The organism is Aporhodopirellula rubra, from assembly GCF_014192335.1.
Taxonomy (GTDB): domain Bacteria; phylum Planctomycetota; class Planctomycetia; order Pirellulales; family Pirellulaceae; genus Rhodopirellula; species Rhodopirellula rubra.
The window spans coordinates 127,603-151,308 of the sequence record NZ_JACHXU010000011.1 but is presented as its reverse complement, the minus strand read 5'-3'; the positions used below and the strand labels follow the sequence as shown (position 1 = coordinate 151,308).

Here is a 23,706-nt window from a genome sequence, read left to right as displayed (position 1 = left end):
CCCCCGCGTTACCGCCATTTATGTCAACCATCCCGGTTTCTCAACCCACAACGTCGCACCACGCCCCGATTGGCGTGATGGGGCGTCTGCGGATTTGGAAGATGATTTTCGCCACCGCGTTCTCTGAGCGATTGGTCTATCGCGGCGACTTCGCGCTGGGCACGTTGATGCGATTCCTGCCTATCATCACGCAGATCTTCCTGTGGTGGGCGATTTTTGATTCGATCGCTCAATCGGGGGTGATCTCGCAAGAAGACGCCCCCGGTGGTGCCAGCGAATCGGTCACGATTGGCGGTTATGGGTTTCGCGAGATGGTTGCGTATTACCTTTTAACGATGATCGCTCGCGCGTTCTCCAGCATGCCGGGGCTCGCATCGGGAATCGCGTTGCAGATCCGCGAGGGCGAAATCAAACGCTACATGATCCAACCGATCGACTTGATCGGTTTCTTGTTACTCAATCGCGTCGCGCATAAGTGCGCGTACTACGCCGTTGCAATCGCGCCCTTTGCCCTCGTGTTCTATCTTTGCCGCGATTACTTCGTCGACGGATTCCCCCCGACGCATTTGTTCCTGTGCTTTCTCGCGTCGCTGATCATGGGTTTCTTGATCGGGTTCTTTTTGGAAGCCGCGATCGGCATGATCGGTTTCTGGTTCCTCGAAGTCTCGTCGCTGCTGTTTCTCTACATGCTGTTCAGTTTCTTTCTTTCCGGACACATGTTTCCACTGCCACTGCTGCCGGATTGGATCGAACCGTTCGTCAATTTCCTACCACTGAAATATCTCGCGTATTTCCCTGCGGCGGTTTTCCTCGGAAAAATCCCCGAAGATGAACTGCCGATGGAAATGGCAATTCAGGCCGCGTGGTTAGTGTTCTTCATTGTCGTCTGCCGGTTCGCGTATTCGCGTGGTGTGGCTCGATACAGCGGGTATGGAGGCTAAATCATGTGGTCAGAAATCAATCGATATCGGCGTGTCTTCCTGACGTTCGCCCAAAACAGTTTGGTGCGAGACATGACGTTTCGCACCAACTTTGTGATCGAATGCTTGAGCAGTTTGGGATGGACGTTGATGAACGTCGGTTTCTACCTGATCATTTTCGAACACACCAATTCGATCGGTGCGGATAGCGGTTGGGACCGTGAAAAGTTCTTTCTGTTTCTAGCGACAACCTGGTTTATCAATTCGCTCGTCCAAGCGTTTTTCATGCCCAACGCGGAAGAGTTCAGCGAACTGATTCGAACGGGAGGTTTGGATTTCGCGTTGCTGAAACCAATCGACACGCAGTTCCTCATTTCGTTTCGGAGGGTCAGTTGGAGTTCGCTGGCGAACTTCGGTGCGGGTTTAGTCATCGCCGTCGTTTCGCTGTGGCAGCTCGCCACTCGCGAGATCGATCCGTACGTCCCATCGGCGATGTCGTTCGTTCTTTACGTGCTGTTCTGCGGTTGCGGTGTGGCGATCATGTACAGCCTCATGATTTGCTTGTCGGCGACGAGCATTTGGCTGGGACGCAATCAAACGCTGTACAACTTTTGGTTCTACATCACAAACTTCAGCCGCTACCCGATGGAAATTTACAACCGTGGATGGGGTCAGCCACTCTACGGATTGTTCACGTTTGTGATTCCGGTGTTGGTCGTCGTCAACGTTCCCGCGCGGCTGATCGCGCGACCAGTCGAACCCCGCGGCGATTCGGAATGGTGGTTGGTCGGCTGGGCGTTGGTAGCAACAGTTTTGAGTGTGCTGGCGAGCCGGTGGGTGTTCCGAACGGCTCTGGGCAGCTACCGCAGCGCGAGTTCCTAAACGCTTTGCCGATCGTGATCGCATAGCGTTCCAGAAACGGAGATCGGCCATTCACGGCGTGTCGAACCGTGGATTGCCCGTCCGATGGTCGCCCGGTGGGACACTGTGCTAAACTCGGGTCGTCTTTTCCTCATCCCTCTCTCTGCGATCGGATTCATGAATCGTTCTCTCTCGCTCCTAGTCGTACTGATGCTGTTCTTGTCGGTCGGATGCTCGCCCTCACAGCGAGACGGTCGCCCCGGTCCGGAAGATGCCGATGCACCGAAAGAGTTCACAACCACTGAATCGGGATTGAAATACAAAATTTTGCGAAAGGGCAGCGGCGATTACCCGAGAGCGCAGAGTTTTGTGACGGTGGATTACGCGGGATGGCTCGACAGCGGCGCGGAATTTGACAGTTCCTACGGGCGTCGCGAAGCAACCAAGTTCAACCTCAGCAGCGTCATCCCGGGATGGACTGAAGGTTTACAATTGGTCAACGAAGGTGGCATGATCGAACTCGAGATCCCATCCGAACTCGGGTATGGCCCGATGGGAATGCCGGGATCCATTCCGCCCAATGCAACGCTGCACTTCAAAGTCGAACTGCATGAAGTTCGAGGCGGCTGATCACGACGACACGATTTCGTTTCGAGTGTTTAACGCTGGCTTTCTGTTTGACGCTCGCTTCCATTGAACGCTTCCTTTTCCGGTTCGTCGTGGTGAGTGTCCGCTACTTATCGTGCGTTGGCTTGATCAAGCCGTGATTGCCAAAATGTTCGGGCGGCGCGGATGAAGGGAGCGTACTTTGCGAGGTCAAGATCTCGACGCGAACGCAGGTGTTCTTCGTAATCCGCAAGCCATTTTTGAAAGAACTCGACGCCGCCGCGTGACACTCGGCGCTCTCCATCGACTTCGAAATACCACGGCGCCGTCGTCGCGGCTCGGAAGTGATCCTCGTGGAGCGTCACGACGCGGATCAACGCCCACCCGGGTTTGGTAATATTGAGCGGCGGGATCCGCCCGCCCGCTTTGGCATACTCGTCGAGCCGGGCCGAGTAATGAATTTGTCCGTTATGGATGACCTCCAAGTAATCGACGGGGTCGCGTACCGTTAGCGTCAACTCTGGCGTCAACCGCATCGGCACGCCTTCGGGCGTTTCGAACACGTGTCCCGGCTGTTTGCCGTCAATGGTCGCCTGCAAAAGCGGCCCGTTGGTCGCAAAACTGCAACCCGCCCACGCCCTCGCCCACCACTGTTCCTGCGTCGTCACAGCAGTGGGTGTTCCCGCGAGCTGTGATTGCCCCGAATTATCGTAGGGGGACTCCGATGGCGGTCCGGCGACGTACAACCGGTTGTAGCCGACCGGATGCAACGTTCCCTCGTCGCCAGTGCCCGCCAATGGCGCAAGGTGAAAACCGGCATTGAGCGTTTCCCAATATATCTGCTCGGCCTCTCGACCTAGCGTCGTGGGTTTGCGAGCGGGTTCGGTTGAGAGCGGACGACCAGACTTGGTTTGCAGAATCTTACGATCCAAACGCAGCCAATCACCAAGAATGAAATACCCATCGATCTGCCCACTGGCGAGCAAGATCGGCAACGACCACGCGAACGGGTCTTCAATCGCGACCTTCGCCGAGAGCATGCTCGCCGGAGTCGCGCCGTACTCAGGTGCAGCGTTTGGTTGTTCGGCGCGTCTCTGTCGTGCGAGCGTTGCCAACCGGTAGAAGGCGGCGAGCTGCTCGTCGCGTTGTTCTGTGGTTTCAGAATCCTCCTCGGTCGGCGTTGACGCCTGGTCGTGATAGAAGGCCAGCCCGGCAATGACCTCAGCCCCGTCTCCGATAAACATCGGATCGCTCAAATCGGGTTGCTCTTTGCGCTGACGACGTGATCGCAACGCCTCGATATCCGCATCGGTCTCAACGACTTCAGACGTACCACCGGTCGCGACCATGGCCAAATGCAAATCTTCGGCCGACATCCGAATCGGTAGACTCTCACGCGAAGGTGGAACGAGACAATCGCCGCTCGTCCATCCCTGGCTTCGCATTGAGAGGATGCGTGGCACGGCGAGCATGTGCTCGTCTTCGCTCGTCTTCTCGATTTCAAAATTGCCGACGATGATCCGAGACTCAGGGCCGCGAGAAACACGGAATTCGTAGGGTCCCTCGTGCAGATCAACGGGTGCTTCGCCGTCGATCACAAACCCGTAACCGGTATCGACATCCGTTCGCCCGGCCAGAGGTCGGGTCGCGGCGCGGGCGGCCGTTCGTCCGTTGCCACGGACCATCCGGGGACGAGTCAACTCAATGCGTGCGGCTAGGGGCGCTCCGCTGGCCTCGTCGACCGCGGTGAACGTCAGCGTCCCCTCCGCTGCGTCGAGCGGAGAAAAAATTAATGCAAAAAAAGCAAACGTTATCCCGAACCGGACGCCGCGGCGCGACTTCGCGTTGGCAGTCCACTCGGTAATTGGTTTGGCGTTTGCTACAGTGTCTCGACTGCCGTCGGCACTGCCGTTTTGACGCTCGCGCAGGAATCCACGGCAATAAACTGTATTCTCGCACCTGCGACGTTTCCTACCCTGTTGATGACTCACTGTGGCCGAAGACCTTTATCAAACGCTTGGAGTTTCTCGCGACGCGGACAAATCCGATCTGCAAAAAGCCTATCGCAAATTGGCTCGCAAATACCACCCGGACATGAATCCTGACGACAAAGCCGCTCAGGAGAAATTCAAGCGAGTCCAGGAAGCGTACGAGGTTTTGGGGGATGAGCAAAAACGGGCAGCTTACGACCGCTATGGCCCCGATTTCGAAAAGATCCGCGGCGGCTACCAACCAGGAGCGTCTGGTTCGGGCGGCGGTCCGACGTTCGACGGCCTCGATATGGAGGAGATCTTCCGTGCTGCAGGTCGAGGCGGTGGCGGCGGAGGTGGCGGTTTCGAAAACGGCTTCAACGATTTCTTCGAGCAGATCCTCGGTGGTGGTGCGGGCTTCGGCGGACGCGGCGGTGGACGGGCAGCTCAACAGGCACCTCCCCAACGCGGATCAAACATCCGCTATGAATTGTCGATCCCTTTCGAAAAGGCCGTCTTGGGTGGCAAGGCGGAGTTCTATCCGACCGGCACCGGCAAGAACGAAAAACTGTCCGTCACGATTCCCGCGGGCGTCGACGACGGAGCGAAAATTCGGCTTCGCGAGCAGGGCCAATCGGTTCCCGGAGGCACACCCGGCGATTTGATCCTAACGATCAAGATCGACTCGCATCCGTTTTTCGAGCGCAAAGGGAAAAACCTCGAACTCAAACTTCCGATCACGATCGGTGAAGCTGCCATGGGTGCGAAGGTCGACGTCCCAACACCGAAAGGAACCGTCACACTCTCGATCCCACCACGCAGCCGCAGCGGTAAACGTTTGCGACTGAAAGGACAGGGCGTCCAATCCGCCAAGGGTGATCCCGGAGACATGATTGTTGAACTGCTGATTCAACTGCCCGATGAGATCTCGGACGAGGGCGTCGAGTTGTTGAAACAGTTCGAAAGCCAGAACGCGTTTGAACCGCGTGCCGGCTTGAAGTTCTAACGTCACCGATTTTGAGCAAAGGGCGGGCATCGCATTTCTCTGTGCCGGCCTGCCAACCTGCTATCGCGTGAGATTCTCAGCCGCCGCCTTGTAGGCGTTGTGCCCCGTCGATTCGCCTTCCAAAATTGGTTGTTGATCCTTAGGCAGAAACGCGGCGTGTTGGGCGATCAGTTCGGCGTACTCCGGATTCGCCGCCAGATTCGTCCACTCGTGCGGATCTTTGCTCAGATCGTAAAACTCACGTGAGCCGTCGACATATTCGATGAAGCGATATCGTGTCGACCTGATCGCGACGTTGCCGAGCCCGAAGGTTGTGATCGCCGGGTGCTCCCATGCTTTGTTCGGGTCCTTCATTAACGGCACGAGACTCTGCCCCTCCTGGCTCGGATCGTTCGGAAGACCGGCTAACTCCAACAACGTTGGGAAGACATCAATCAACTCGGCCGGTCGATCCGTCCGCTGTCCCCCGTCGAAACCGGGCGATGAGATAACCAACGGGACACGTGTGCCGTCTTCCCAAAGCGACCGTTTCGCCCATCGTTGTTTCTCACCGAGATGGAAACCGTGATCCGAGAACAGTACTACGATGGTGTTGTCGGCATACTGACTCGATTCCAATGCGTCGAGCACCAGACCGACGCAGTGATCGGCAAACGTGACCGACGCGAGATACGCCTGCACCGCGTGCTCCCACTGCCCCGCCTCGGTAACCCATTGATGCGTCGGCGAAACGTGCATCAAATTCGTGAGGTCAATCGCATACAGACTCAAGTCATCACGATCGTCGTCACGCACCAAAGGCAACTGAATCTTCTCACGCGGATGCATGTCAAACCACTTCGGTGGAGTGTACATCGGAACGTGAGGGCGATAGAAACCGACCCCCATAAAGAACGGTTGGTCATGCGTCTTCTCGAGTTTGTTGGCCGCCCACTTTGCACAGACCATGTCGGACATTTCGTCATCGGTTACCGGGATTGCTCCCCAATCCCAAAGCGGATGTCCGTGCGGTTGAGAGATTTTCTCTTTCAGTTTGCGACCGAAACCACCCGAGCGGTGGTATTCCTGAAAGAAACGCTTATCACCGCCATGAAAGATCTTTCCACTCGCCATCGTCTTGTAACCGTTGGCTGCAAAAACTTCAGGCAAAGTGAGCACGCCCTCGAGCGCCGGAGCCTGCTTCAAATCAGGGGACAGGAAATAGATCCCGGTCGTGTGAGGGTACCGCCCCGTCATCATGCTCGCACGCGACGGGTTACAAACCGGAGACTGGCAATGAGCGTTTCCGAACAGAACGCCCGATTCGGTCAAGCGATCGATATTGGGCGTGAGAGCTTGCGGATGTCCGCCCAGACAGCCGACCCAGTCATTCAGATCATCAATCGAAATCAGCAAGACATTCGGCTTGTCGTCCGCGATGGCGGGTATCGCCGAAATACAAACGCAAAACAACAGAAGAAGACGACTCATGGTGAGGTGCTCGTTGTGGGGAAAGAACGATTAAGAAATGGGATATTGAAAAACGAAGTGAGGACTCAGGAAAAACGCAGTCCGAACCGGCGGCCCGCTGCTATTGCTATTCCTTCTTCTTTTGCCCTTTTCCTTTTTTGGCTCTCGCATTCCGTTTCGCGCCCATGTGTTCCAAAGCCTCGAGTTCCGTCTGTTGCGCTCGATCGGAGCAACGAACCATCCATTGATCGAGTTCCAAACGCAATTGTGTCATGACAGTTGCGTACTCGGGATTTTCAGCGAGGTTGTTCATCTCTAACGGATCTTCCACAACGTCGTAGAGTTCAACTTCAGGTCGCCGAGTATACCGCATGACGAGATCCGCGGCCCGTTGATCGCCCGCATCGGCTTTCGCTTCCCAACTACGGAACTCGGGCGAACTCGTGCACGCGTTTTGGAACTCGACATCGGGTGTGAAGTTCCAGATGTACTTGTACCGCTCCGATCGAACCGAACGGATCCCGAAATAGTCTGAGCCATTGATGATGCCACGCGTTGTCATTTCGCCAAAAACAAATTGCTTGTGTTCCTGTTTCCCCGCGAACACGGGCAACAAACTTTTCCCATCGAGCACCGGAGCCGGATCCCCACCCGCCGCTTCCACGAACGTCGGCAACAGATCGACGTATTCGATCATGGCAGGGTTGACGCTGCCCGGTTCGATCTTTCCGGGCCACCGTACGATCATCGCGGACTGCAATCCGTTGTCGTAACACGTCCACTTTGCGAACGGCATCGAATTGCCCTGCTCGCTGACAACGATGAAGAGCGTGTTTTCGGCGAGGCCATGTTTTTCGATCAGCCCCATCGCTTCACCGACTTGACCATCGAAGTACGTGATCTCGGCGAGGTAATTCGACATCGCCCTCCGCGTCTCCGGTGTATCGACATGGTACTCCGGCAATTGCACCTCGCGGGGCGGATACTGTGACGCGTCGCCCTTATTCCACGGCGAGTGCGGCTCGTTCGAACAAAGCAGCAAACAGAACGGCGTTTGTTGCGATTCGCATTCGGCGATGAATCCGTCCACACGTGCAAAGTCCGGATTCTTTTTGTCTGGTATCTCCTCCCACGCGAATACAGAGGCGGGACCGACATGCGATTTGCCGCTGTGCGCGACGCGGTATCCCAGGTCGCCGAGATACTGCACCACGCTCTGTGTCCCGGCCTCGACATGGGTGTGATTGGGATAGGCACCACTTTTGACCGGATACTGACCGGTATAGATATTGTGCCGCGTGGGAGAACACATCGGCGCGGCTTGAAAACATCGCGTGAATCGCATGCCCTGCGTGGCGAGTTTGTCGATATTCGGCGTGATGGCCTGACCTCCATAGCATCCGATATCGCGGAAGGTACAGTCGTCGGCGATGACAAAAACGATGTTGGGCGTGTCTGCGGCGGCCGAGCCATCATCACCAACTGCGATCGACGGGCAAAAGAGTGCGACGGCGAAAACAAACACAAGGGCTTTCATGTGATCGCTTGTGGGGAGAGTGGGGAAGGCGGGTCCGACCTGATCAACGAAAAGGCGAATTTCGTCGACAGCGGCGTGCAGCGATTATAGGCTCTCGGGAGCACCGCTGGGGCAGGTACGGCGTCGCAAACCATGCTTACGACGAGTCTTGCCCCCACTCATACGTGTGCCGCACGCAAATATCTACCTACCCGTTCGCAACAGGCTTTCCCCTGGAGGCATTGCCGCGGTATCGATACAGGGCGAGAAAAGCCGTTCGACGATTCCTCGAACGACCACTTTTAAGAAGAATAGGTGAGACTGAGGAGAAACGGCGACACGACGAGCACATGCCGCCAACCTTGGATCGGTCTGGAACTCGATTCGATCAGGAATCGTCGCTACCGCCGAGTCCGAGTTCGGCGAGCCAGCGGCGACCGGACTTCGCGGGCGTGGGGTTGTCGCGTTTTTCGCGCTGCATTTCCTCGAGACGCTCCTCGAGTTCTTGAGTGCGTTTGGCGAGTTCTTGACGTTCCCGAGAGAGTTTTGCCCGCTCCAACGACGCCTCAATTTCGGCTTGGCGGAACTTGTCTTCCCAATCGTTCTTGAGTTGTTGCAGACGTTCACGTTCTTCCATCACGAGTTCGTCCGAATCAATCATGCTGGCGATCGCGGCGGCGCCGATAGCGGTTCCGTCGGTACGCGTGCCCGATTGGCTTTCGAGCAGCATTCTCAGTTCGCCGATTTCCTCGTCTCGTTTTTGAATGGTGCGTTCGGCCCGTTCGATCTTCTCGATCAACGATTCCACGAACTCTTGCGGACTCTGAGGCGGAACCGGTTCTGCGTCTTCGGGTTCGGGCACTGAGGAGCCAACGGCATTCCCCGCACCGCTCGACAACGAGCTGACAAATTCGTCGGCATCGAAGGTTTCTTCCTCCATCTGCCGCATGATTAACGCTTTGCGTTCCTCCCATGACAATGATTCGTCGTTGCCGTGTGTTGATTGCACCGTTTGCCGAACGCTGGTTTCTGCGACTTGGGCGGCCAGCATTTCGTTTTGGTGGCGAAGCTCCTCGTTGGCTCGCCATGCTTCATCAAGCGTCGTTTGCAGATGCAGCAGGTCTTCGCGAAGCTCGTCTTCATTGCCGTTCGCGGGCGCCAAACCGCTGACATCGAACCCGTCGCCGCCGTCATCGCAATTGCCGCCGTGGCCGCCGGGAACCTGGATGCCATGAATGGCCCATCCATCGAGCCGACCATCGAGTTGGTCGAACCGCTGAAGCAGCGTTTGCAACGAATCCAGAATTTCAGCCGACGCGTTCTCATTCGGAGATGAACACGCAGGGACCGCGGGCGTTGGCTCCGAATAGGAGTCTTCCGGTTCGCCGTAGTCTGATTCGCCGTAGTCAACGGCGGCGTAATCCGTGTCGTGCTGATACGCGTGCGTTACGCCGTACGCATCCGCTTCGGGCTGGGGCTCGCTGTCCGACGACAATTCATCGTGCGTCCAGAACTCACTAGCCTCCGCTCCACCGCCGGCAGGCAAATCACCGCCGGCAGGCAAATCCTCAGCCGACCAATCATCAGCCGATAACTCGTCCGCGGATGGATACAGCGACGCAGCATCGTCGAATGACGAATCGGCTGCGCCAGATCGGCCGGCTTCTTCGGCGAGATTATTGGCAATTGCGTCTGCCAATGCCGTGACGGAATTCTCGAACGTCTCCTCGTTTGCGTTCGTTTCTTCCTTGTGTTCTTCGAGCACGGCGACTTCATCGCGGCCCTTTTTCGGAACTTCGGTCTTGGACGATTGAGGCGCAGCGGCAGCTTGGGCGGGCTGTTTCTTGCGACTCCTTCTTCGACTCGAGCGTGACATACCGTGCGACTAGCGTGCAAATGTTGTTTGTTGAAAATCGGCGAATTCATCACCGTGAATCGTCATGATGGCCCATTCCATCCGGTGTGCCCGGATCTGTTCGGATGGCTGGCCGTCGTGTTATAGTCCTGCAGCCCCCACGCCCACGCTGCACTCATGCACGTCGGTCGAAAAGGGCTTTTAGGCCTACCCAAAACGTAGGTTACAAAAGTATCCGCCGCAAATTACGATTTACGACAACAGAGCGTCCGTTTGGCCAAAAAGAAGACCGCCGCTAGGCCCGATCAATCCGCCGAAACCTCCCAATCGGATTCACCGTCTGAGAAGCCGGATTTCGAAGCGACGCTATCTGACATCGAATTGATTGTGAGCAAGCTCGAAAGTGGCGAATTGTCGCTCGACGACTCATTGCGTCAGTACGAAGCCGCCGTGGGAAAAATGCGGCAGTGCTATGAGCTTCTCGAAATTGCCGAGAGACGGGTCAGCGTTTTGTCGGGTTTTGACGCCGACGGGAATCCCGTTACCCATCCGCTCGATGACGCCGGTGACGGCCGAGGTAACGACGCCGAGTCCCTCATCGAAAAGCAAAAGACGCGCGGCCAGCGACGGGGTGTCTCAGCGACCGACAATAGCGAGTCGGATTCGGAGGATTGGTCGTGATCGATGTGGCCGAATTACTGCGACCGTATCGTGATGCGATCGAGGGCGAACTGGACCGAGCGTGTCAGTTCGGAGACGGATGCCCCGAAAAACTCGCCGAAGCGATCCGGTACGCGTTGCTCGCACCTGGCAAACGGCTGCGTCCCGCACTCGTCATGATGTCCGCCGAAGCGTGCGGGGCATCGATCCAAGACGTGCTCGCCCCAGCCGTCGCGGTGGAAATGATCCACGCATACTCGCTAATTCACGACGACTTGCCCGCGATGGATGACGACGATTTGCGTCGCGGCCGGCCGACGACACATATCACCTTTGGGCAGGCGACCGCGATTCTCGCCGGTGATGCGTTGCAGGCCCAAGCCTACGCTCATCTTTATACCCAAATTGCTGACCCCGCTTTGGCAGCGCGATTGATGGGCGAGCTGGCGATCGCATCGGGCCCGGCGGGACTAGTCGGTGGTCAAGAAGACGATTTAGCGGCCGAAAAGATCGATTTGGATTCGTTTGAATCTCCGTTTCTCGCTCAGCAGCATCTCGAATCGATTCACCGTAGGAAAACCGGTGCGTTGTTCATTGCTTGTGCGAAAATGGGAGCCATTGCCGCTGGCGGCAACGAGGAGCAAGTCGATGCACTGGGGCGATTCGCCGACGCCTTCGGTCTCGCTTTTCAAATCACTGACGATGTCCTGGATTTCACATCGAACGCTGAAGAGCTCGGCAAACGCACCGGAAAGGACAGCGGACGCGGGAAATTTACGTTCCCCGATCTGATGGCCGCTCAGCGTGACGATGTTTCTCGATTAGAATTAGGGCTGGCGGAGATCCCCCACGATGCCGATCCTAAGTCTGGAAATGCCGGATTTGACGATTCCAAGGTCGCGACCACCACGCAGGTCGGCGTCGGAATCGAAATGGCACAACAGCATGCAGCGGCGTTGATCCGGTCCGCTCACCAGTCGCTCGAGTTATTCGGAGCGTCTGGACAGCGGTTAGCACGGATGGCGGACTACATTTTGGAGCGAACATCATGACGAACACCGAACCTCAACAGCAATCCGGCGGGCCCCGGCACCCGTTGCTCGCTGCTTTGCCCGATGCCAGACCGTTGGCGGGAATGCCGTCTGAAACACTCAATAAGATGGGCGTGGAGATTCGCGACGTCTTATGCAACCTGCTGGCCACCCGGACCGCCCACTTCGCATCCAACCTCGGCGTTGTGGAGCTTTGCCTGGCACTTCATGCCGAGTTCGATTTCCAGAACGATCGATTGATTTGGGACACCGGACACCAAATCTACCCGCACAAATTGGTCACCGGTCGCTACAGCCAATTCGAATCGATCCGCACACGCGGCGGATTGATGGGTTATCCGAATCCGGCGGAGAGCCCCTACGATCTGTTCATGACCGGGCACGCAGGCAGCAGTGTCAGCACCGCCGTCGGACTCCGCAGCGGCGATATCCTCACTGGTCACCCCGATCGCCGCACCGTTGCCGTGATCGGCGACGGCGCCTTTCCGAGCGGAATTGTCTTCGAAGCACTCAATAACGCGGGTGCGTCGAAAGAGGACCTGACCGTCGTTCTCAACGACAACAAAATGTCGATCTGTCATCGCACGGGTGCGGTCGCGAGTTATCTCGATCGTTTGAGAAACAACCCGTTCTACACCGGCCTGAAACACGAAGTCGTTCGCCTGCTCGACCACGTGCCGATGTTTGGCGATCCGGCCGAACGGTTGCTGGCGCAGATGAAAGAAGGCGTCAAAGCCGGTTTGCTCGGCGGCATGTTGTTCGAAGAGCTCGACATCCGATACATCGGCCCGATCGACGGACACAACATCGCACTGCTTCGCAAGTACATGAACCTGTGCAAGGAAATCGAAGGTCCGGTGCTACTGCACGTCGTCACCGAAAAGGGACACGGCTATAAACCCGCAGCCGAGGACCCCGTTTTCTTCCACACGCCACCCGCGTTTGAAGATCGTGGCGGAACGCCGGTCACCCGCGGCAGCGACGGATGCCCACCGTACACAACGCACGCCCGTGATGCGATCGGCGAAGCGATGAAGCGTGACGATCGGGTCACGGTCATCACTGCGGCGATGTGCCAAGGCAACAAACTCGAACCCGTGCGTGAGCAATTTCCCGAACGGTTCTTCGACGTCGGAATTTGCGAGTCGCACGCCGTCGCGTTTGCCGCCGGGCAATGCAAAACGGGAATGCGTCCGATCGTCGACATCTACAGCACGTTCTTGCAACGCAGCTACGATCAAATCTTCCAGGAGGTCGTTCTCCAAGATCTACCGGTTGTGTTCATGATGGACCGTGCCGGACTGACCGGCCCAGATGGACCGACGCACCACGGCGTTTATGACATCGGCTACATGCGGTTGTTCCCGAACTTGGTCCTGATGGCTCCTGGTTACGCGGCCGAGTTACCAATGATGCTCGACGCGTGTCTTGCTCACGATCACCCCACCGGTATCCGCTACCCGAAAGCGTCCGCGTTGGAAGCCACTCACACCCCCGCTCCGATCGAGATGGGCAAAGCCGAGTGGATTCGCGAAGGCGACGACGGAACGATCGTGGCCTACGGTGCAATGCTCGAACAAGCGATCGAGGCAGCCGAAAAACTCGAAGGCGAACTCAGCGTGGGCGTCGTCAACGCGAGATTCGTTAAACCGATCGATCACGAGATGGTCGAGAAATCAATGGCCGACGGCCGATTCGTCGTGACGCTCGAAGAAGGCACCATTGTCGGTGGATTCGGATCGGCATTCCTGGAATCGGCTGCCGACCAACGTCTCGATACGCGTCAGATCCATCGTTTGGCTCTGCCGGATGTCTTCGTGGAACACGGCGATCGTTCGGACTTGTTGGCGGACTCGTCTTTGTCAGCCGAGGGAATCGCGAACGTCTGTCGCAACGCCGCATCCAACGTGAGCGTGGGATGACCAAGGCCGCCCGAAACGATAATGATGCTGACGACGGCCCGACGGATGCAAATCAAGTCAGCAATGATCGAATCGGCCAGCCCAACTCCGACCACGGGAATCGAACGAACGTGACCCAAAATAATCTGGACTGGTGCAAGTGCGGGAAACCGCCTCGGATCATCGTCATCGGTACGCCCGAACGACAACGTGTCCAATCCGCATGGCGTCGATTGCGTCCGGTCGTCTCGGGCAGTGCAACGCTCATCGCGGAAGACTTTGCCTTCGATTATCAATTCACCGGCGATGACGCGGACCTCGTCATCGTCCTCGGAGGCGACGGATCGATTTTGCAGTCAGCACGGCAAATGGGGTCACACCAAATTCCGGTGCTGGGAATCAATTGTGGCCGTCTCGGCTTTCTCGCGGCATTGTCCCCCGAAGATTTCCTCGACGCATGGCCGAAAGTTTGCAGTGGTGACTTCGCCGTCATCGATCACCTGATGTTGCAGGTCGAGATCGTGCGTGGCGAAACGGTGATTGCCGAACAACTCGCCCTCAACGAAGCCGCTGTGCTGTCGGGGCCGCCGTTTCAAATTCTCGACATTGATTTCTATACCGACGGCGAACTCGCCACGCAGTACCGCTGCGACGGTCTGATTATCGCAACCCCCGTCGGGTCCACCGCGCACAGTTTGTCGGCGGGCGGACCGATCGTTCGCCGGCAATTGCAAGCGATCGTCATTTCTCCCATCAGCCCCCACACGCTGACGTACCGTCCGGTCGTCGAATCGGCCGACACTTCGCTCGAATTCACCGTGACGGAACCGCAAGAAACGACCTGCATCCTGGTCGACGGTCGGATTCTCGGCAAACTCGAAGACGGTGACCGGGTGCGTGTGAACCGTGCCCCGGTATCGTTCCGAATGCTCCGCGTGCCGGGGCAAAACGACTATCGCACCCTGCGTGAAAAACTCGGCTGGGGCGGTTCGGTGAACTTGAGACATTGATTCGAATCCTTTGGCAGTGCGACTCCGCGGTGGCGGTAGACAAACCCGCGGGATTGAGCACAACGTCACCGCCGGGCACTGATTCGCTGGAATTTCGACTGCGCGATCAACTCGCAGCGGAACGCGGATTCCTGGCCGCCGTGCATCGACTCGACCGAGACGTCAGCGGCGTGGTCTTGGTCGCGTTGACCAAGAAAACAGCCCGATTGCTCTCGGAACAATTTGCGATCCGCAAAGTACGCAAAACTTATCATGCCTGGGTGCAGGGACGAGTCGATATCGATGCGTCGGCCGAATCCCCGTCTTCGGAGAGAACGACTCAGCGTTGGACGGATTATCTGCGAAAAATTCCAGACGTTGCCAAAGGCGAGATTTGCCGGGCGGAAGACGCAGGGGCAAAACTCGCCGAAACGGATGTGTCCGTTCTCGAGTACGATGGGAATGCGGATTGCTCTCTCATTGAGTTGTCACCTCTCACCGGTCGAATGCACCAATTGCGACTCCAGACCGCCGCGCGAGGGCATGCGATCTTGAGCGATCCGATCTACGGTTCGACGAACTGCACGCCGCCAAAACGCGACGACTGGACGTTCGACACGATCGCGTTGGTCGCAATGAAACTGCAATTCCATCATCCACGGACGGGCGTGTTAACTAACGTCGCACTTGAACGGTTAATATAAGGGTGATTCACGCCCGATCACATTTCGAAATTTGAATCCAATGTCCGTCCAGCCGCCCATTCCCGTATCCCCCGGCGTCGAAACACCCGACGCTGAAACGCAGACCGCTGAAACGGTCACCTCGGCAACGTCGACAACCACGTCGCCCGCGATGCCCACGTCGGCTCATGCGAGGGATCTTCCTGGGGCTGATGAGAACCCCGGTCGCGATGTTGTCATCTTTGATGGTCAATGCAATGCGTGTGCATTAGCGGCGAAACGTCTGCATCAGATGGATTTCGGCAAGGATCGACTCGCATTCCTGTCGCTACACGATCCTCGGGTGACGCAGAGGTATTCCGACCTTACGTACGACGACCTGATGGCTCAGATGTATGTGGTCGATACCGAGGGGAACCGGCATGGCGGCGCCGACGCGGTTCGATATCTCACGCGTCGGTTGCCGATTCTGTGGGCCTTCGCCCCGATGATGCACATCCCCGGAACCGCGAGACTGTCCCGGTGGATGTACAGCATTGTCGCACGCAATCGTTATTGGATCTCTCGCAAATTTTTTGGCCCCCGAAACACGTGCGACTCGGACGCCTGCTCGATCCATTTCGACAAGTGATTGGCTCCAAGCCTGAGGAACTCTCGAACGCGTTTGCGATGCATTGCCGGACACTCCGTCGACAGTGACTCGCGAGCCCATTAAAACATGGGCTATGAACGCAAATACTCTTTCCGGTGATTCGGGACCGTCCCTTCCTGATGTCGAAACTGCGACCGTGATGTTGCAGGCAGCGATTGGACAAATCCAATTCGCGAGACAGTACACGCTCGAATTGCTGGCCGCGACGCCGCAAGATCGGTGGTTCGAAATTCCAAACGGCAGCGTCACCCACATCGCTTGGCAAGTCGGCCACCTCGCCGTCAGCCAATACGGGTTGATGATGTTTCGAATCCGTGGTCGACGTCCCGAGGATCTCGACCTCATCCCAGGCCGGTTCCGCAAAACGTACGGACGCGGAGGCAAACCTCCTTTGTCATCCGACGGCCAACCAACCCCCGAGGAGTTGCTCGCCAAGTTGGAACTGGTGCATCGCACGGCGATGGATGAGATCGCGTCGCTGGACCCGAATTCATTGCTCGACGAAGTCGACATGCCTTACGCGGTTTATCCTTGCAAACTCGGTGCGATCCTGTTTTGCCCGATGCATGAATCGATTCATGCGGGTCAAATCGGCGTGACTCGCCGCCATCTCGGATTGGAGTCGGTACGATGAAAAAGCAAACTGTCAAACCGTCTCCTGACGAGAAAACCAACGACGGCGAAATCATCGAAGACGGTCTGCGGGTAATCGAAGAATCGATCTACGATCACCCCAAGTACTACGACCTCGTATTCGGCGCCGATGTTGCTGCCGAGACCAAATACATCCTCGCCTGCGAGCACATGTTCGGCAGTGGTGAACCGGGATGGTATTTCGAACCGGCATGCGGCACCGGGCGGTTGATGTTTGCCCTGGCACGCAAGGGACTCGATGTTTGCGGTTTGGACCTTAATCCTAAGGCCGTGAATTTCTGCAATGACCGGATGAAACGCAAAGGTTACGTCGAGTCCGCGATCTGCAAAGACATGTGCGATTTCTCTCGCGCGGACTTCGCCGGAATCATTCCGAAATCACGCAAGAAAGCGGGACCGGTCGCGGTCGCGTTCAACACGATCAACAGCTTCCGGCACGTCGGCAGCGAAAAGGAAGCCAAAGCGCATTTCGAGTGCATGGCGGACATCGTGCGTCCCCGTGGGCTGTACCTGCTCGGCGTTCATTTAACGCCCACCTCCGTTCCTCCAAGCGAAACCGAAAGCTGGTCGGCACGTCGGGGACAACTCGCGATCAACACGCATATGTGGACGGTCGACCGCGACAAGAAAAAGCGATTGGAGCGGTTCGGCATTCGATTTGACGTGCACACACCGAGCGACAGTTTTCGTATCAACGATGAACTGCGTCTGCGGAGTTACACGCCCGTGCAGATGCAACGTTTGATCGACGCGAGCGGCAAATGGGAATGCGTTGCCACTCATGACTTTAGCTACGTCGTCGATGAACCGATCGAAGTCGACTCATCGACTGAAGATGTCGTCTACGTACTGCGGCGAAAGTAATCGCGAGACGTTCTTCGATCGCTCATCAGGCTTTAATCACTCATCAGGCAATGGCGGTTCGCCATGCTGATGCCGCTGACGATCGCTCCGACGATACCAACGAACCCTTGATCGGTACCGCATAGGTACAGGTTCGGCAAATGGGTGCAACCATCGAGTTGCTTGTCCGGCGCCCCGTAAACGGCACCGTTGTCGTGGAACGTGAACCGGCGAATCGTCTTGGGCGTGAACACGTCCGTGGCGATCACGTTGGACCGGAAGTCCGGCATGAAACGAACCGCTGATGCCACCGCCGCATCGTACTGCGTGACCTTCTCGGCCAAGTACTTTTGTTCGGGCAACTCGCACCAACGATCATGGTCAGCAAGAGTCGTGATTCGCACGACGCCATCGGGCAGCGTGCCTTCGTCGGAATCGTAGATGTAGTTGTTCGGGCTGCAGATCACACCCGTGCGTGCATCGCAAAGACCGTCGTCCGGACGCCTCCAATGGAACTTTTCCGAATCGTTGTAGAACACGATCGTTCGGTCAAAACCGAGAGCTTTGGGATCGCGATCGAGAATACTGATCGACTCGATGAACGACAGTTTCCCCGCCCGAGCAACCTCGGGGGTCGTGATGTCGTCACACATCCGCATCGTTTCGATGTTGCCCGCTGACGATAGAATGCGTTTGCCTTCGATTTCGGTACCGTCATCGAGCACAACGCCGACGGCCTTGCCATCTTCGACATGGATTCGCGAGACACCATGGCGGAGTTTGAGTTCGCCACCGAGACCACGGAATTTGCGTACCAGGTTCTTCAGGATGACTCGCACGCCTTTGTACGGCCGGCCGAACCCCTCGAGATAACAGGCTCGAAACATGATGCAGAACTGACCGAAGTCCATGTCATCTTCGCGAGCATTGCCGTACCACATCAGCGGACAGAGCAACATCTCGATCAACAACGGTTCGGAGAGATGTTCGGCGAGCACCTCGCGGGCACTTCTCATGAACTCGGGCGATCCGCCGTCCATGTCCGAGTAATCGAGCAAGGAACCACAGAGCGTACGAAAGCCATCGATTTGGTCGGGAAACCGCGAGGCAATCTCGCTTTCGAGCATCTCGATATCGTTGTTGAAATCGAGAGAGACGCCGGGGAACCGGATCGATGAACCGATTTGCTCGGCGAGTTTGAAGTCCTCCCAACCGAATCGCAATTGCCGGATCAATTTGGCCAGCGGTCCGCGTTTGTCGCCTTTGCGGGCGAAGTTGGTCATCGCGTGCAAACCGACGTCATAGTCACGACCGCCCATTCGGTAGAACGAATTGAGCCCGCCGATGGTGTAATGTCGTTCGAGAATGCAGACGCGTTGATCGAAGTGGGCCAACCGGATCCCGGCCGCCAACCCGCTCATGCCCGCGCCAATGATGATCGTATCGTACATGAGGAAAGGAGGTTAAAGGTTGCAGGCGTAGGGTAACGCGGTCGCCGAAGCGTTTGAATGAAACACCCGGCGCCGGAGACCGATGACCTTTTATCCTCTCGCTCAGATATCCTTCATCTTGGGTTCGAGGTAAGTCACCGTCGAATGCATGCTGGCCAGGTTGCCGTAATCTTCCTCTGGAATTTGAACCCGGTGGCGTTTGCGAAGTTCCATCACGATATCGAGGAAATCCATCGAATCGAGTTCGAGTTGGTCCCGAAAAGGTTTTTGGTCATCGAGTCCGTCGAGGTCTTCATCAGGTGAGATGTCTTCGAGGATATCAATGATTTCGTCGCGGATTTCAGCGGGGGTCATGGACGCGGTTGGGGGTGAGGAAAACGGAAGGTTCAGGTGGACGTAGGATTCGGGCGAAAACCCGCGAAAATGTGGGACAGTATCCCATGAAGACAATAGTTTCGGTGCCAAAACAGAAACGCACAAGGCCATAGCCGTGCGAACGGTCGCCCCGGAGGCCGCGAGGAGCCAATCTCCGGTACCCCGCGGTTCGGCGTCGGAGGTTAAATCCGACCGATGATGACGACCGAATTAATACCCAACATTCCGAACGAGTTGTTGAGAATGTAGTTAATTCGTGGTCGCTCTTCAGGTTCGTTCAAAACGAGTCCAGGAAGATCGCAATCGGGATCGAGTTCGTCGACGTTGATCGTCGGATGGACAACACCGTCACTGAACGCAGCCAAGTTGCCCGCCAACTCCAACGCACCGGCGGCGCCCATGGCGTGACCGATGTAGCTCTTGGTGTTGTTGATACGGACGTTGCTGGACTCTCCAAACACACTCCGGAGCGCTTTGCACTCTTGCGAATCGCCACTCATGGTACCGGTGGCGTGCGTGCTGAGAATGTCGATTTGGTCGGCTTCCAGGCCCGCTTTGTCCAACGCCATCTGGACGCACTGCGCCTGTCGTTCGGGATTGGGCAAAACAAAATCGGTCGCGTCGGTGTTCATCGCGTATCCGACCAATTCGCCGTAAATTTGAGCTCCGCGTGCTTTCGCGTCACTGAACCGTTCGAGCGTGTACAGGCAGCCGCCTTCAGCGACGACGATTCCGTTGCGTTTCTTGTCAAACGGGCGTGACGCGGAGGCCGGGTCCGCATGAGTGGCCAGTGCGTTTTGGCTGTTAAAACTAGCGAAGATGCCGAACGTGTGGATGCTCTCGCTGGTACCACCGGCGATCGCAACGTCACATTCACCCAAACGCAGCATTTGAGCCCCCTGGATGATGCCCGCGTTTCCGGCCGCACAGGCGGCGCCGATCGTGTAGTGCGGCCCTGTGATGCCCAGGTTCAACGCGATCTCACCGGCCGGGTTGTTCGCGACCGTACGAGGATTGTGGTGGTGCGACCAACAACTCGTGTCGTAATCAAATCCCTTGATCACGAAGATTTCGTTTTCGGTTTCGACGTTGCCGTGCTCGGTGACGCCGACGTAGATGCCGACGCGTGATTTATCGACGTTTTCCCAATCCAGGCCCGAATGGGCGATCGCTTCGTTGGCCGTATAAACGCCGACGCTGCCCGCTCGGGTGCCACGCCGGATGTCTTTTTTCGACTGATATTTTTTGTCGTCGAAATCGCAGATACCCGCCAGAGTTTCACCGAAATAGCGAATCTCGTACGGTTGGACACCGCTGCGTTTCTCCAACAACGCCTGACGAAACGACTGCCAGTCGTTCCCGTTGGGGGCCGTCAATCCGATGCCCGTGATGACAATCCGCTGTTCGTCGGGAAGCTTCGATGCCAAATTGGGTGCGATCACGTGTTATTTAACCAAGAGTGGTGATGAATTAAGCCTCAAAACGTAGCGTTTGACGTCCAAACACTCAACGCCCCGCACCGCGAGATCCAGCGAATCTCGGACCTCTTTTCGTCAATACCCAAGACGCTGAACGAAAAATCCCTACACTGTGTTGGCCGTAAGAGTGTCGGCCGCTGATGGTCAGCCGAATGATTTGCCAGGCGAGTTCGCCCACCGGTCAAAAATCGGCTCGCTGTCGAGTTCGACGCCCCGACGAGTTCCGTAATCCAGACGTAGATGCCCGAGGACAGTAAATGCCCAAGGACATCGGTGCCCTGGGGCAATCGTCGTTGTTGCCGAGCTCGCGTTGATGGCGGTTACCCGACCTCAGCCCCGGCCGAAGTGGATCCCATCCGATCTGCGAACAGCCAAACGGTGCGGCGATTAACACCTCGTGCGGCCTTTCCCCATCCAGGGCGGCCCTCACCACCCCCAGTTCAAACCCACGATCGACTCAGCAAACACATGGCCAAGGATTTTCTCAAAGGGATTGCCGACGAGTACGACGTCGTCGTGATCGGCAGTGGTTTGGCCGGAATGACCTCTGCCAACATTCTCGGCCGTGCCGGGCACCGCGTCCTGTTGCTCGAGCAGCACTACAAGCTCGGCGGATTGGCAACCTGGTTCTTGCGTCCCGGTGGGCACACGTTCGACATCTCGCTGCACGGGTTCCCACACGGGATGGTGAAATCGTGCCGTCGATATTGGAGTCGCGATATCGCCGACCGGATCGTTCAACTGAAGAACATCCGATTCGATAACCCACAGTTTTCGCTCACAACGACGTTTAACCGGGACGACTTCACCCGATTGCTGACGTCCAAATTTGGGATCGCCGAACCGACTGTCCGAGAATTTTTCGACACCGCTCGGGGGATGAATTTTTACGACGACCAATCCACGACCACACGTCAACTGTTCGACCGGTTTTTCCCCGGTCGCGACGACGTGGTGCGATTGCTGATGGAACCGATCACCTACGCCAACGGCTCAACGCTCGAAGACCCCGCGATCACGTACGGCATCGTTTTCAGTAACTTCATGAGCAAGGGCGTGTTCATCTACGAAGGCGGCACCGACGACCTGATCGCTCGGATGAAAAAGGAGTTGATCAGCAACGGAGTCGACATCCGGATCAATTGCCCGGTCGACGAAATCGAAGTCTCCGACAGCCCGCTGCAGGGAACCCGCGTTTCGGGAGTACACGTTCGTGGCCGCCGGATCCCGTGTCGGGCCGTCGTCAGCAACGCGAACCTGCGGACGACAATCTTGAAAATGATCGGCACCGAAAAACTCGATCGCGGTTTTGTCGAACAAACCGAGGCCGTCCGACTGAACAACTCCAGCACTCAGGTTTACATGGCACTGAAACCGGGCGAGGAGATCGACGAATCGAGCGGCGATCTGTTCTTCACCAGCACGGCGAAAGAGTTCCGGACGGACCTGTTGCTCAGCCGCGATATCACTTCACGAACGTTTAGCTTTTACTACCCGCGAACTCGGCCAACCAAGAAAGAACGATACGCAATCGTCAGCAGCACGAACGCGAACTGGTCGGACTGGGCTGACCTCAGCCCCGAGGAATACAACGCCAGCAAACAGGATTTGGTGGAGACCACGATCGATGCGCTGGAGAAATACATACCTGGCGTGCGCGATAAAATCGATCGAGCCGAAGCAGCCACGCCACGCACGTTCAAACATTACACGATGCACGAATCGGGCGCGAGCTTCGGCACCAAATTCGAAGGACTGGCAGTGAGTCGCGCGTTGTCGCAACAGGTCAACGGCATGTACCACGCGGGCAGCGTGGGGATCATCATGAGCGGCTGGCTCGGCGCGATCAACTACGGCGTGATCGTCAGCAACGAGGTCGACCAAATGCTCGTACGCGAATCGTCCGCGGTATAAACGCGATATACGGAACCGGCTAGGTACGCAGTGTCGGCTCGACCTATAGCGATCTGCTGCAAAGCCCTTGGTTGTGTCGGCCCTTCAGGCCTTTCCCTTTTGTCTTGATGCATTAACCGGGGCTTAACAGCCCCGGCGAAGGTTCTGTCGGCCCTCCGGGCCTGTTACCGGAGATCACTGCGTGAGTCACAGCGAGGCTTTGCGGATGAACTCGGAAGCGTCGCACGCTACTTCGCTCCCGTTGAGCACGCACACCGAAAGGCCAGCACACCGAAAGGCCAGCACACCGAAAGGCACGCACACCGAAAGGCACGGAGTGCCGGCACAACAAATGCCGGGGGTGCCAACCCCCGGAACCATGTCAAGGAAGCAGATAGGCCCGGACGGCCGATACAACCTTTAGTGATTTGCAGCGGAAACCGTTTTTTGTGTCGGCCCTTCAGGCTTTTCATTTTGGCTTGATGCATTAACCGGGGCTTAACAGCCCCGGCATGGGTTCTGTCGGCCCTCCGGGCCTGTTACCGCAATAAGCGTTGCGAGTCTGTTTGCAATGACTTCCGTCAGGAATACAGTTCACGTTCCCGGGATCACCACGCGAGTTGCAGCGAGGCTTTGCGGATGAACTCGGAAGCGTCGCACGCTACTTCGCTCCCGTTGAGCACGCGCACCGAAAAGCACGCGCACCGAAAAGCACGCACACCGAAAGGCACGGAGTGCCGACACAACCACTGCCGGGGGTGCCAACCCCCGGAACCATGTCAAGGAAGCAGATAGGCCCGGAGGGCCGACACAACCTTTAGTGATTTGCAGCGGAAACCGTTTTTTGTGCCGGCCCTTCAGGCCTTTCATTTTGGCTTGATGCATTAACCGG

General features: G+C 57.0%; 20 protein-coding genes. 13 read left to right on the top strand and 7 right to left on the bottom strand.

Annotated elements, in window-relative coordinates:
- Positions 1 to 20 precede the first annotated feature (20 nt).
- From FHS27_RS16030 to FHS27_RS16020, 3 genes are all read left to right on the top strand, one after another.
- Positions 21 to 941 carry an ABC transporter permease gene (locus tag FHS27_RS16030; RefSeq protein ID WP_184305915.1) on the top strand — a complete coding sequence of 307 codons (921 nt, stop codon included), beginning with the start codon at positions 21 to 23 and terminating at the stop codon, positions 939 to 941.
- A 3-nt stretch (positions 942 to 944) separates the two neighbouring features.
- On the top strand, positions 945 to 1,802 hold the full coding sequence (locus FHS27_RS16025) for an ABC transporter permease (RefSeq protein ID WP_009095351.1): 858 nt from the start codon (positions 945 to 947) through the stop codon (positions 1,800 to 1,802).
- A 156-nt stretch (positions 1,803 to 1,958) separates the two neighbouring features.
- A complete protein-coding gene (locus tag FHS27_RS16020) occupies positions 1,959 to 2,411 on the top strand; it encodes an FKBP-type peptidyl-prolyl cis-trans isomerase (RefSeq protein WP_246419896.1) in 453 nt (150 codons plus the stop codon).
- A 107-nt stretch (positions 2,412 to 2,518) separates the two neighbouring features.
- On the opposite strand, the gene FHS27_RS16015 is transcribed toward FHS27_RS16020, so the two are convergent.
- Entirely contained in the window at positions 2,519 to 4,378 is a 1,860-nt protein-coding gene (locus tag FHS27_RS16015) for a hypothetical protein (RefSeq protein WP_184305914.1), read from the bottom strand.
- Position 4,379: 1 nt separating this feature from the next.
- Between FHS27_RS16015 and FHS27_RS16010 the strand changes: the two genes are divergently transcribed.
- Positions 4,380 to 5,363 carry a DnaJ C-terminal domain-containing protein gene (locus FHS27_RS16010; RefSeq protein WP_184305913.1) on the top strand — a complete coding sequence of 328 codons (984 nt, stop codon included), beginning with the start codon at positions 4,380 to 4,382 and terminating at the stop codon, positions 5,361 to 5,363.
- A gap of 60 nt (positions 5,364 to 5,423) precedes the next feature.
- Here the strand turns inward: FHS27_RS16010 and FHS27_RS16005 are convergent, their stop codons facing one another.
- From FHS27_RS16005 to FHS27_RS15995, 3 genes are all read right to left on the bottom strand, one after another.
- On the bottom strand, positions 5,424 to 6,833 hold the full coding sequence (locus FHS27_RS16005; RefSeq protein ID WP_184305912.1) for a sulfatase: 1,410 nt from the start codon (positions 6,831 to 6,833) through the stop codon (positions 5,424 to 5,426).
- Between the two features lie 106 nt (positions 6,834 to 6,939).
- Positions 6,940 to 8,349, bottom strand: coding sequence for a sulfatase family protein (locus FHS27_RS16000; protein ID WP_184305911.1), 1,410 nt, complete (start codon positions 8,347 to 8,349; stop codon positions 6,940 to 6,942).
- Positions 8,350 to 8,716: 367 nt separating this feature from the next.
- A complete protein-coding gene (locus FHS27_RS15995) occupies positions 8,717 to 10,204 on the bottom strand; it encodes a hypothetical protein (protein ID WP_184305910.1) in 1,488 nt (495 codons plus the stop codon).
- A 252-nt stretch (positions 10,205 to 10,456) separates the two neighbouring features.
- Here FHS27_RS15995 and xseB point away from each other — a divergent pair, with 252 nt between their 5' ends.
- The 8 genes from xseB (at position 10,457) to FHS27_RS15955 (ending at position 17,638) form a co-directional block, all read left to right on the top strand.
- A complete protein-coding gene (xseB, locus tag FHS27_RS15990) occupies positions 10,457 to 10,864 on the top strand; it encodes an exodeoxyribonuclease VII small subunit (protein ID WP_184305909.1) in 408 nt (135 codons plus the stop codon).
- Positions 10,861 to 11,895, top strand: coding sequence for a polyprenyl synthetase family protein (locus FHS27_RS15985; protein WP_184305908.1), 1,035 nt, complete (start codon positions 10,861 to 10,863; stop codon positions 11,893 to 11,895). The genes xseB and FHS27_RS15985 overlap by 4 nt, the downstream gene beginning before the upstream one ends.
- Positions 11,892 to 13,817: a 1-deoxy-D-xylulose-5-phosphate synthase gene (gene dxs, locus FHS27_RS15980; protein WP_184305907.1), complete on the top strand. Its 1,926-nt coding sequence runs from the start codon at positions 11,892 to 11,894 to the stop codon at positions 13,815 to 13,817. The genes FHS27_RS15985 and dxs overlap by 4 nt, the downstream gene beginning before the upstream one ends.
- Complete coding sequence (locus FHS27_RS15975; protein WP_246419894.1) at positions 13,814 to 14,806, top strand: NAD(+)/NADH kinase; 993 nt, start codon at positions 13,814 to 13,816, stop codon at positions 14,804 to 14,806. The genes dxs and FHS27_RS15975 overlap by 4 nt, the downstream gene beginning before the upstream one ends.
- Positions 14,803 to 15,489 carry an RluA family pseudouridine synthase gene (locus tag FHS27_RS15970; protein WP_221225147.1) on the top strand — a complete coding sequence of 229 codons (687 nt, stop codon included), beginning with the start codon at positions 14,803 to 14,805 and terminating at the stop codon, positions 15,487 to 15,489. The genes FHS27_RS15975 and FHS27_RS15970 overlap by 4 nt, the downstream gene beginning before the upstream one ends.
- Positions 15,490 to 15,529: 40 nt before the next feature.
- Positions 15,530 to 16,099 (top strand): thiol-disulfide oxidoreductase DCC family protein, encoded by a 570-nt coding sequence (locus FHS27_RS15965; RefSeq protein WP_246419892.1) that lies wholly within the window; start codon positions 15,530 to 15,532, stop codon positions 16,097 to 16,099.
- 94 nt (positions 16,100 to 16,193) lie between these two features.
- On the top strand, positions 16,194 to 16,754 hold the full coding sequence (locus tag FHS27_RS15960; RefSeq protein ID WP_184305906.1) for a DinB family protein: 561 nt from the start codon (positions 16,194 to 16,196) through the stop codon (positions 16,752 to 16,754).
- Positions 16,751 to 17,638 carry a class I SAM-dependent methyltransferase gene (locus FHS27_RS15955; RefSeq protein ID WP_246419890.1) on the top strand — a complete coding sequence of 296 codons (888 nt, stop codon included), beginning with the start codon at positions 16,751 to 16,753 and terminating at the stop codon, positions 17,636 to 17,638. The genes FHS27_RS15960 and FHS27_RS15955 overlap by 4 nt, the downstream gene beginning before the upstream one ends.
- Before the next feature lie 32 nt (positions 17,639 to 17,670).
- Here the strand turns inward: FHS27_RS15955 and FHS27_RS15950 are convergent, their stop codons facing one another.
- The 3 genes from FHS27_RS15950 to FHS27_RS15940 all read right to left on the bottom strand — a co-directional run bounded on the left by FHS27_RS15950 (position 17,671) and on the right by FHS27_RS15940 (position 20,885).
- Positions 17,671 to 19,068, bottom strand: a complete 1,398-nt coding sequence (locus FHS27_RS15950; protein ID WP_184305905.1) for a phytoene desaturase family protein — start codon at positions 19,066 to 19,068, stop codon at positions 17,671 to 17,673.
- Positions 19,069 to 19,170: 102 nt separating this feature from the next.
- On the bottom strand, positions 19,171 to 19,422 hold the full coding sequence (locus FHS27_RS15945) for an acyl carrier protein (RefSeq protein WP_008677096.1): 252 nt from the start codon (positions 19,420 to 19,422) through the stop codon (positions 19,171 to 19,173).
- A 203-nt stretch (positions 19,423 to 19,625) separates the two neighbouring features.
- Positions 19,626 to 20,885, bottom strand: a complete 1,260-nt coding sequence (locus FHS27_RS15940; protein WP_184305904.1) for a beta-ketoacyl-[acyl-carrier-protein] synthase family protein — start codon at positions 20,883 to 20,885, stop codon at positions 19,626 to 19,628.
- A gap of 504 nt (positions 20,886 to 21,389) precedes the next feature.
- Between FHS27_RS15940 and FHS27_RS15935 the strand changes: the two genes are divergently transcribed.
- Entirely contained in the window at positions 21,390 to 22,835 is a 1,446-nt protein-coding gene (locus FHS27_RS15935) for a phytoene desaturase family protein (RefSeq protein WP_184305903.1), read from the top strand.
- Positions 22,836 to 23,706: the final 871 nt, after the last annotated feature.

Excerpts from the sequence above, each read along its gene's own strand:
- FHS27_RS15955 (WP_246419890.1), top strand. The coding sequence starts at position 16,751 with ATGAAAAAGCAAACTGTCAAACCGTCTCCTGACGAGAAAACCAACGAC.
- FHS27_RS16020 (WP_246419896.1), top strand. The coding sequence starts at position 1,959 with ATGAATCGTTCTCTCTCGCTCCTAGTCGTACTGATGCTGTTCTTGTCG.
- dxs (WP_184305907.1), top strand. The coding sequence starts at position 11,892 with ATGACGAACACCGAACCTCAACAGCAATCCGGCGGGCCCCGGCACCCG.
- FHS27_RS16005 (WP_184305912.1), bottom strand. The coding sequence starts at position 6,833 with ATGAGTCGTCTTCTTCTGTTGTTTTGCGTTTGTATTTCGGCGATACCC.
- FHS27_RS16000 (WP_184305911.1), bottom strand. The coding sequence starts at position 8,349 with ATGAAAGCCCTTGTGTTTGTTTTCGCCGTCGCACTCTTTTGCCCGTCG.
- FHS27_RS15945 (WP_008677096.1), bottom strand. The coding sequence starts at position 19,422 with ATGACCCCCGCTGAAATCCGCGACGAAATCATTGATATCCTCGAAGAC.
- FHS27_RS15995 (WP_184305910.1), bottom strand. The coding sequence starts at position 10,204 with ATGTCACGCTCGAGTCGAAGAAGGAGTCGCAAGAAACAGCCCGCCCAA.
- FHS27_RS15950 (WP_184305905.1), bottom strand. The coding sequence starts at position 19,068 with ATGTACGATACGATCATCATTGGCGCGGGCATGAGCGGGTTGGCGGCC.
- FHS27_RS16025 (WP_009095351.1), top strand. The coding sequence starts at position 945 with ATGTGGTCAGAAATCAATCGATATCGGCGTGTCTTCCTGACGTTCGCC.
- FHS27_RS16030 (WP_184305915.1), top strand. The coding sequence starts at position 21 with ATGTCAACCATCCCGGTTTCTCAACCCACAACGTCGCACCACGCCCCG.
- FHS27_RS15935 (WP_184305903.1), top strand. The coding sequence starts at position 21,390 with ATGGCCAAGGATTTTCTCAAAGGGATTGCCGACGAGTACGACGTCGTC.
- FHS27_RS15975 (WP_246419894.1), top strand. The coding sequence starts at position 13,814 with ATGACCAAGGCCGCCCGAAACGATAATGATGCTGACGACGGCCCGACG.
- FHS27_RS15960 (WP_184305906.1), top strand. The coding sequence starts at position 16,194 with ATGAACGCAAATACTCTTTCCGGTGATTCGGGACCGTCCCTTCCTGAT.
- FHS27_RS15965 (WP_246419892.1), top strand. The coding sequence starts at position 15,530 with ATGTCCGTCCAGCCGCCCATTCCCGTATCCCCCGGCGTCGAAACACCC.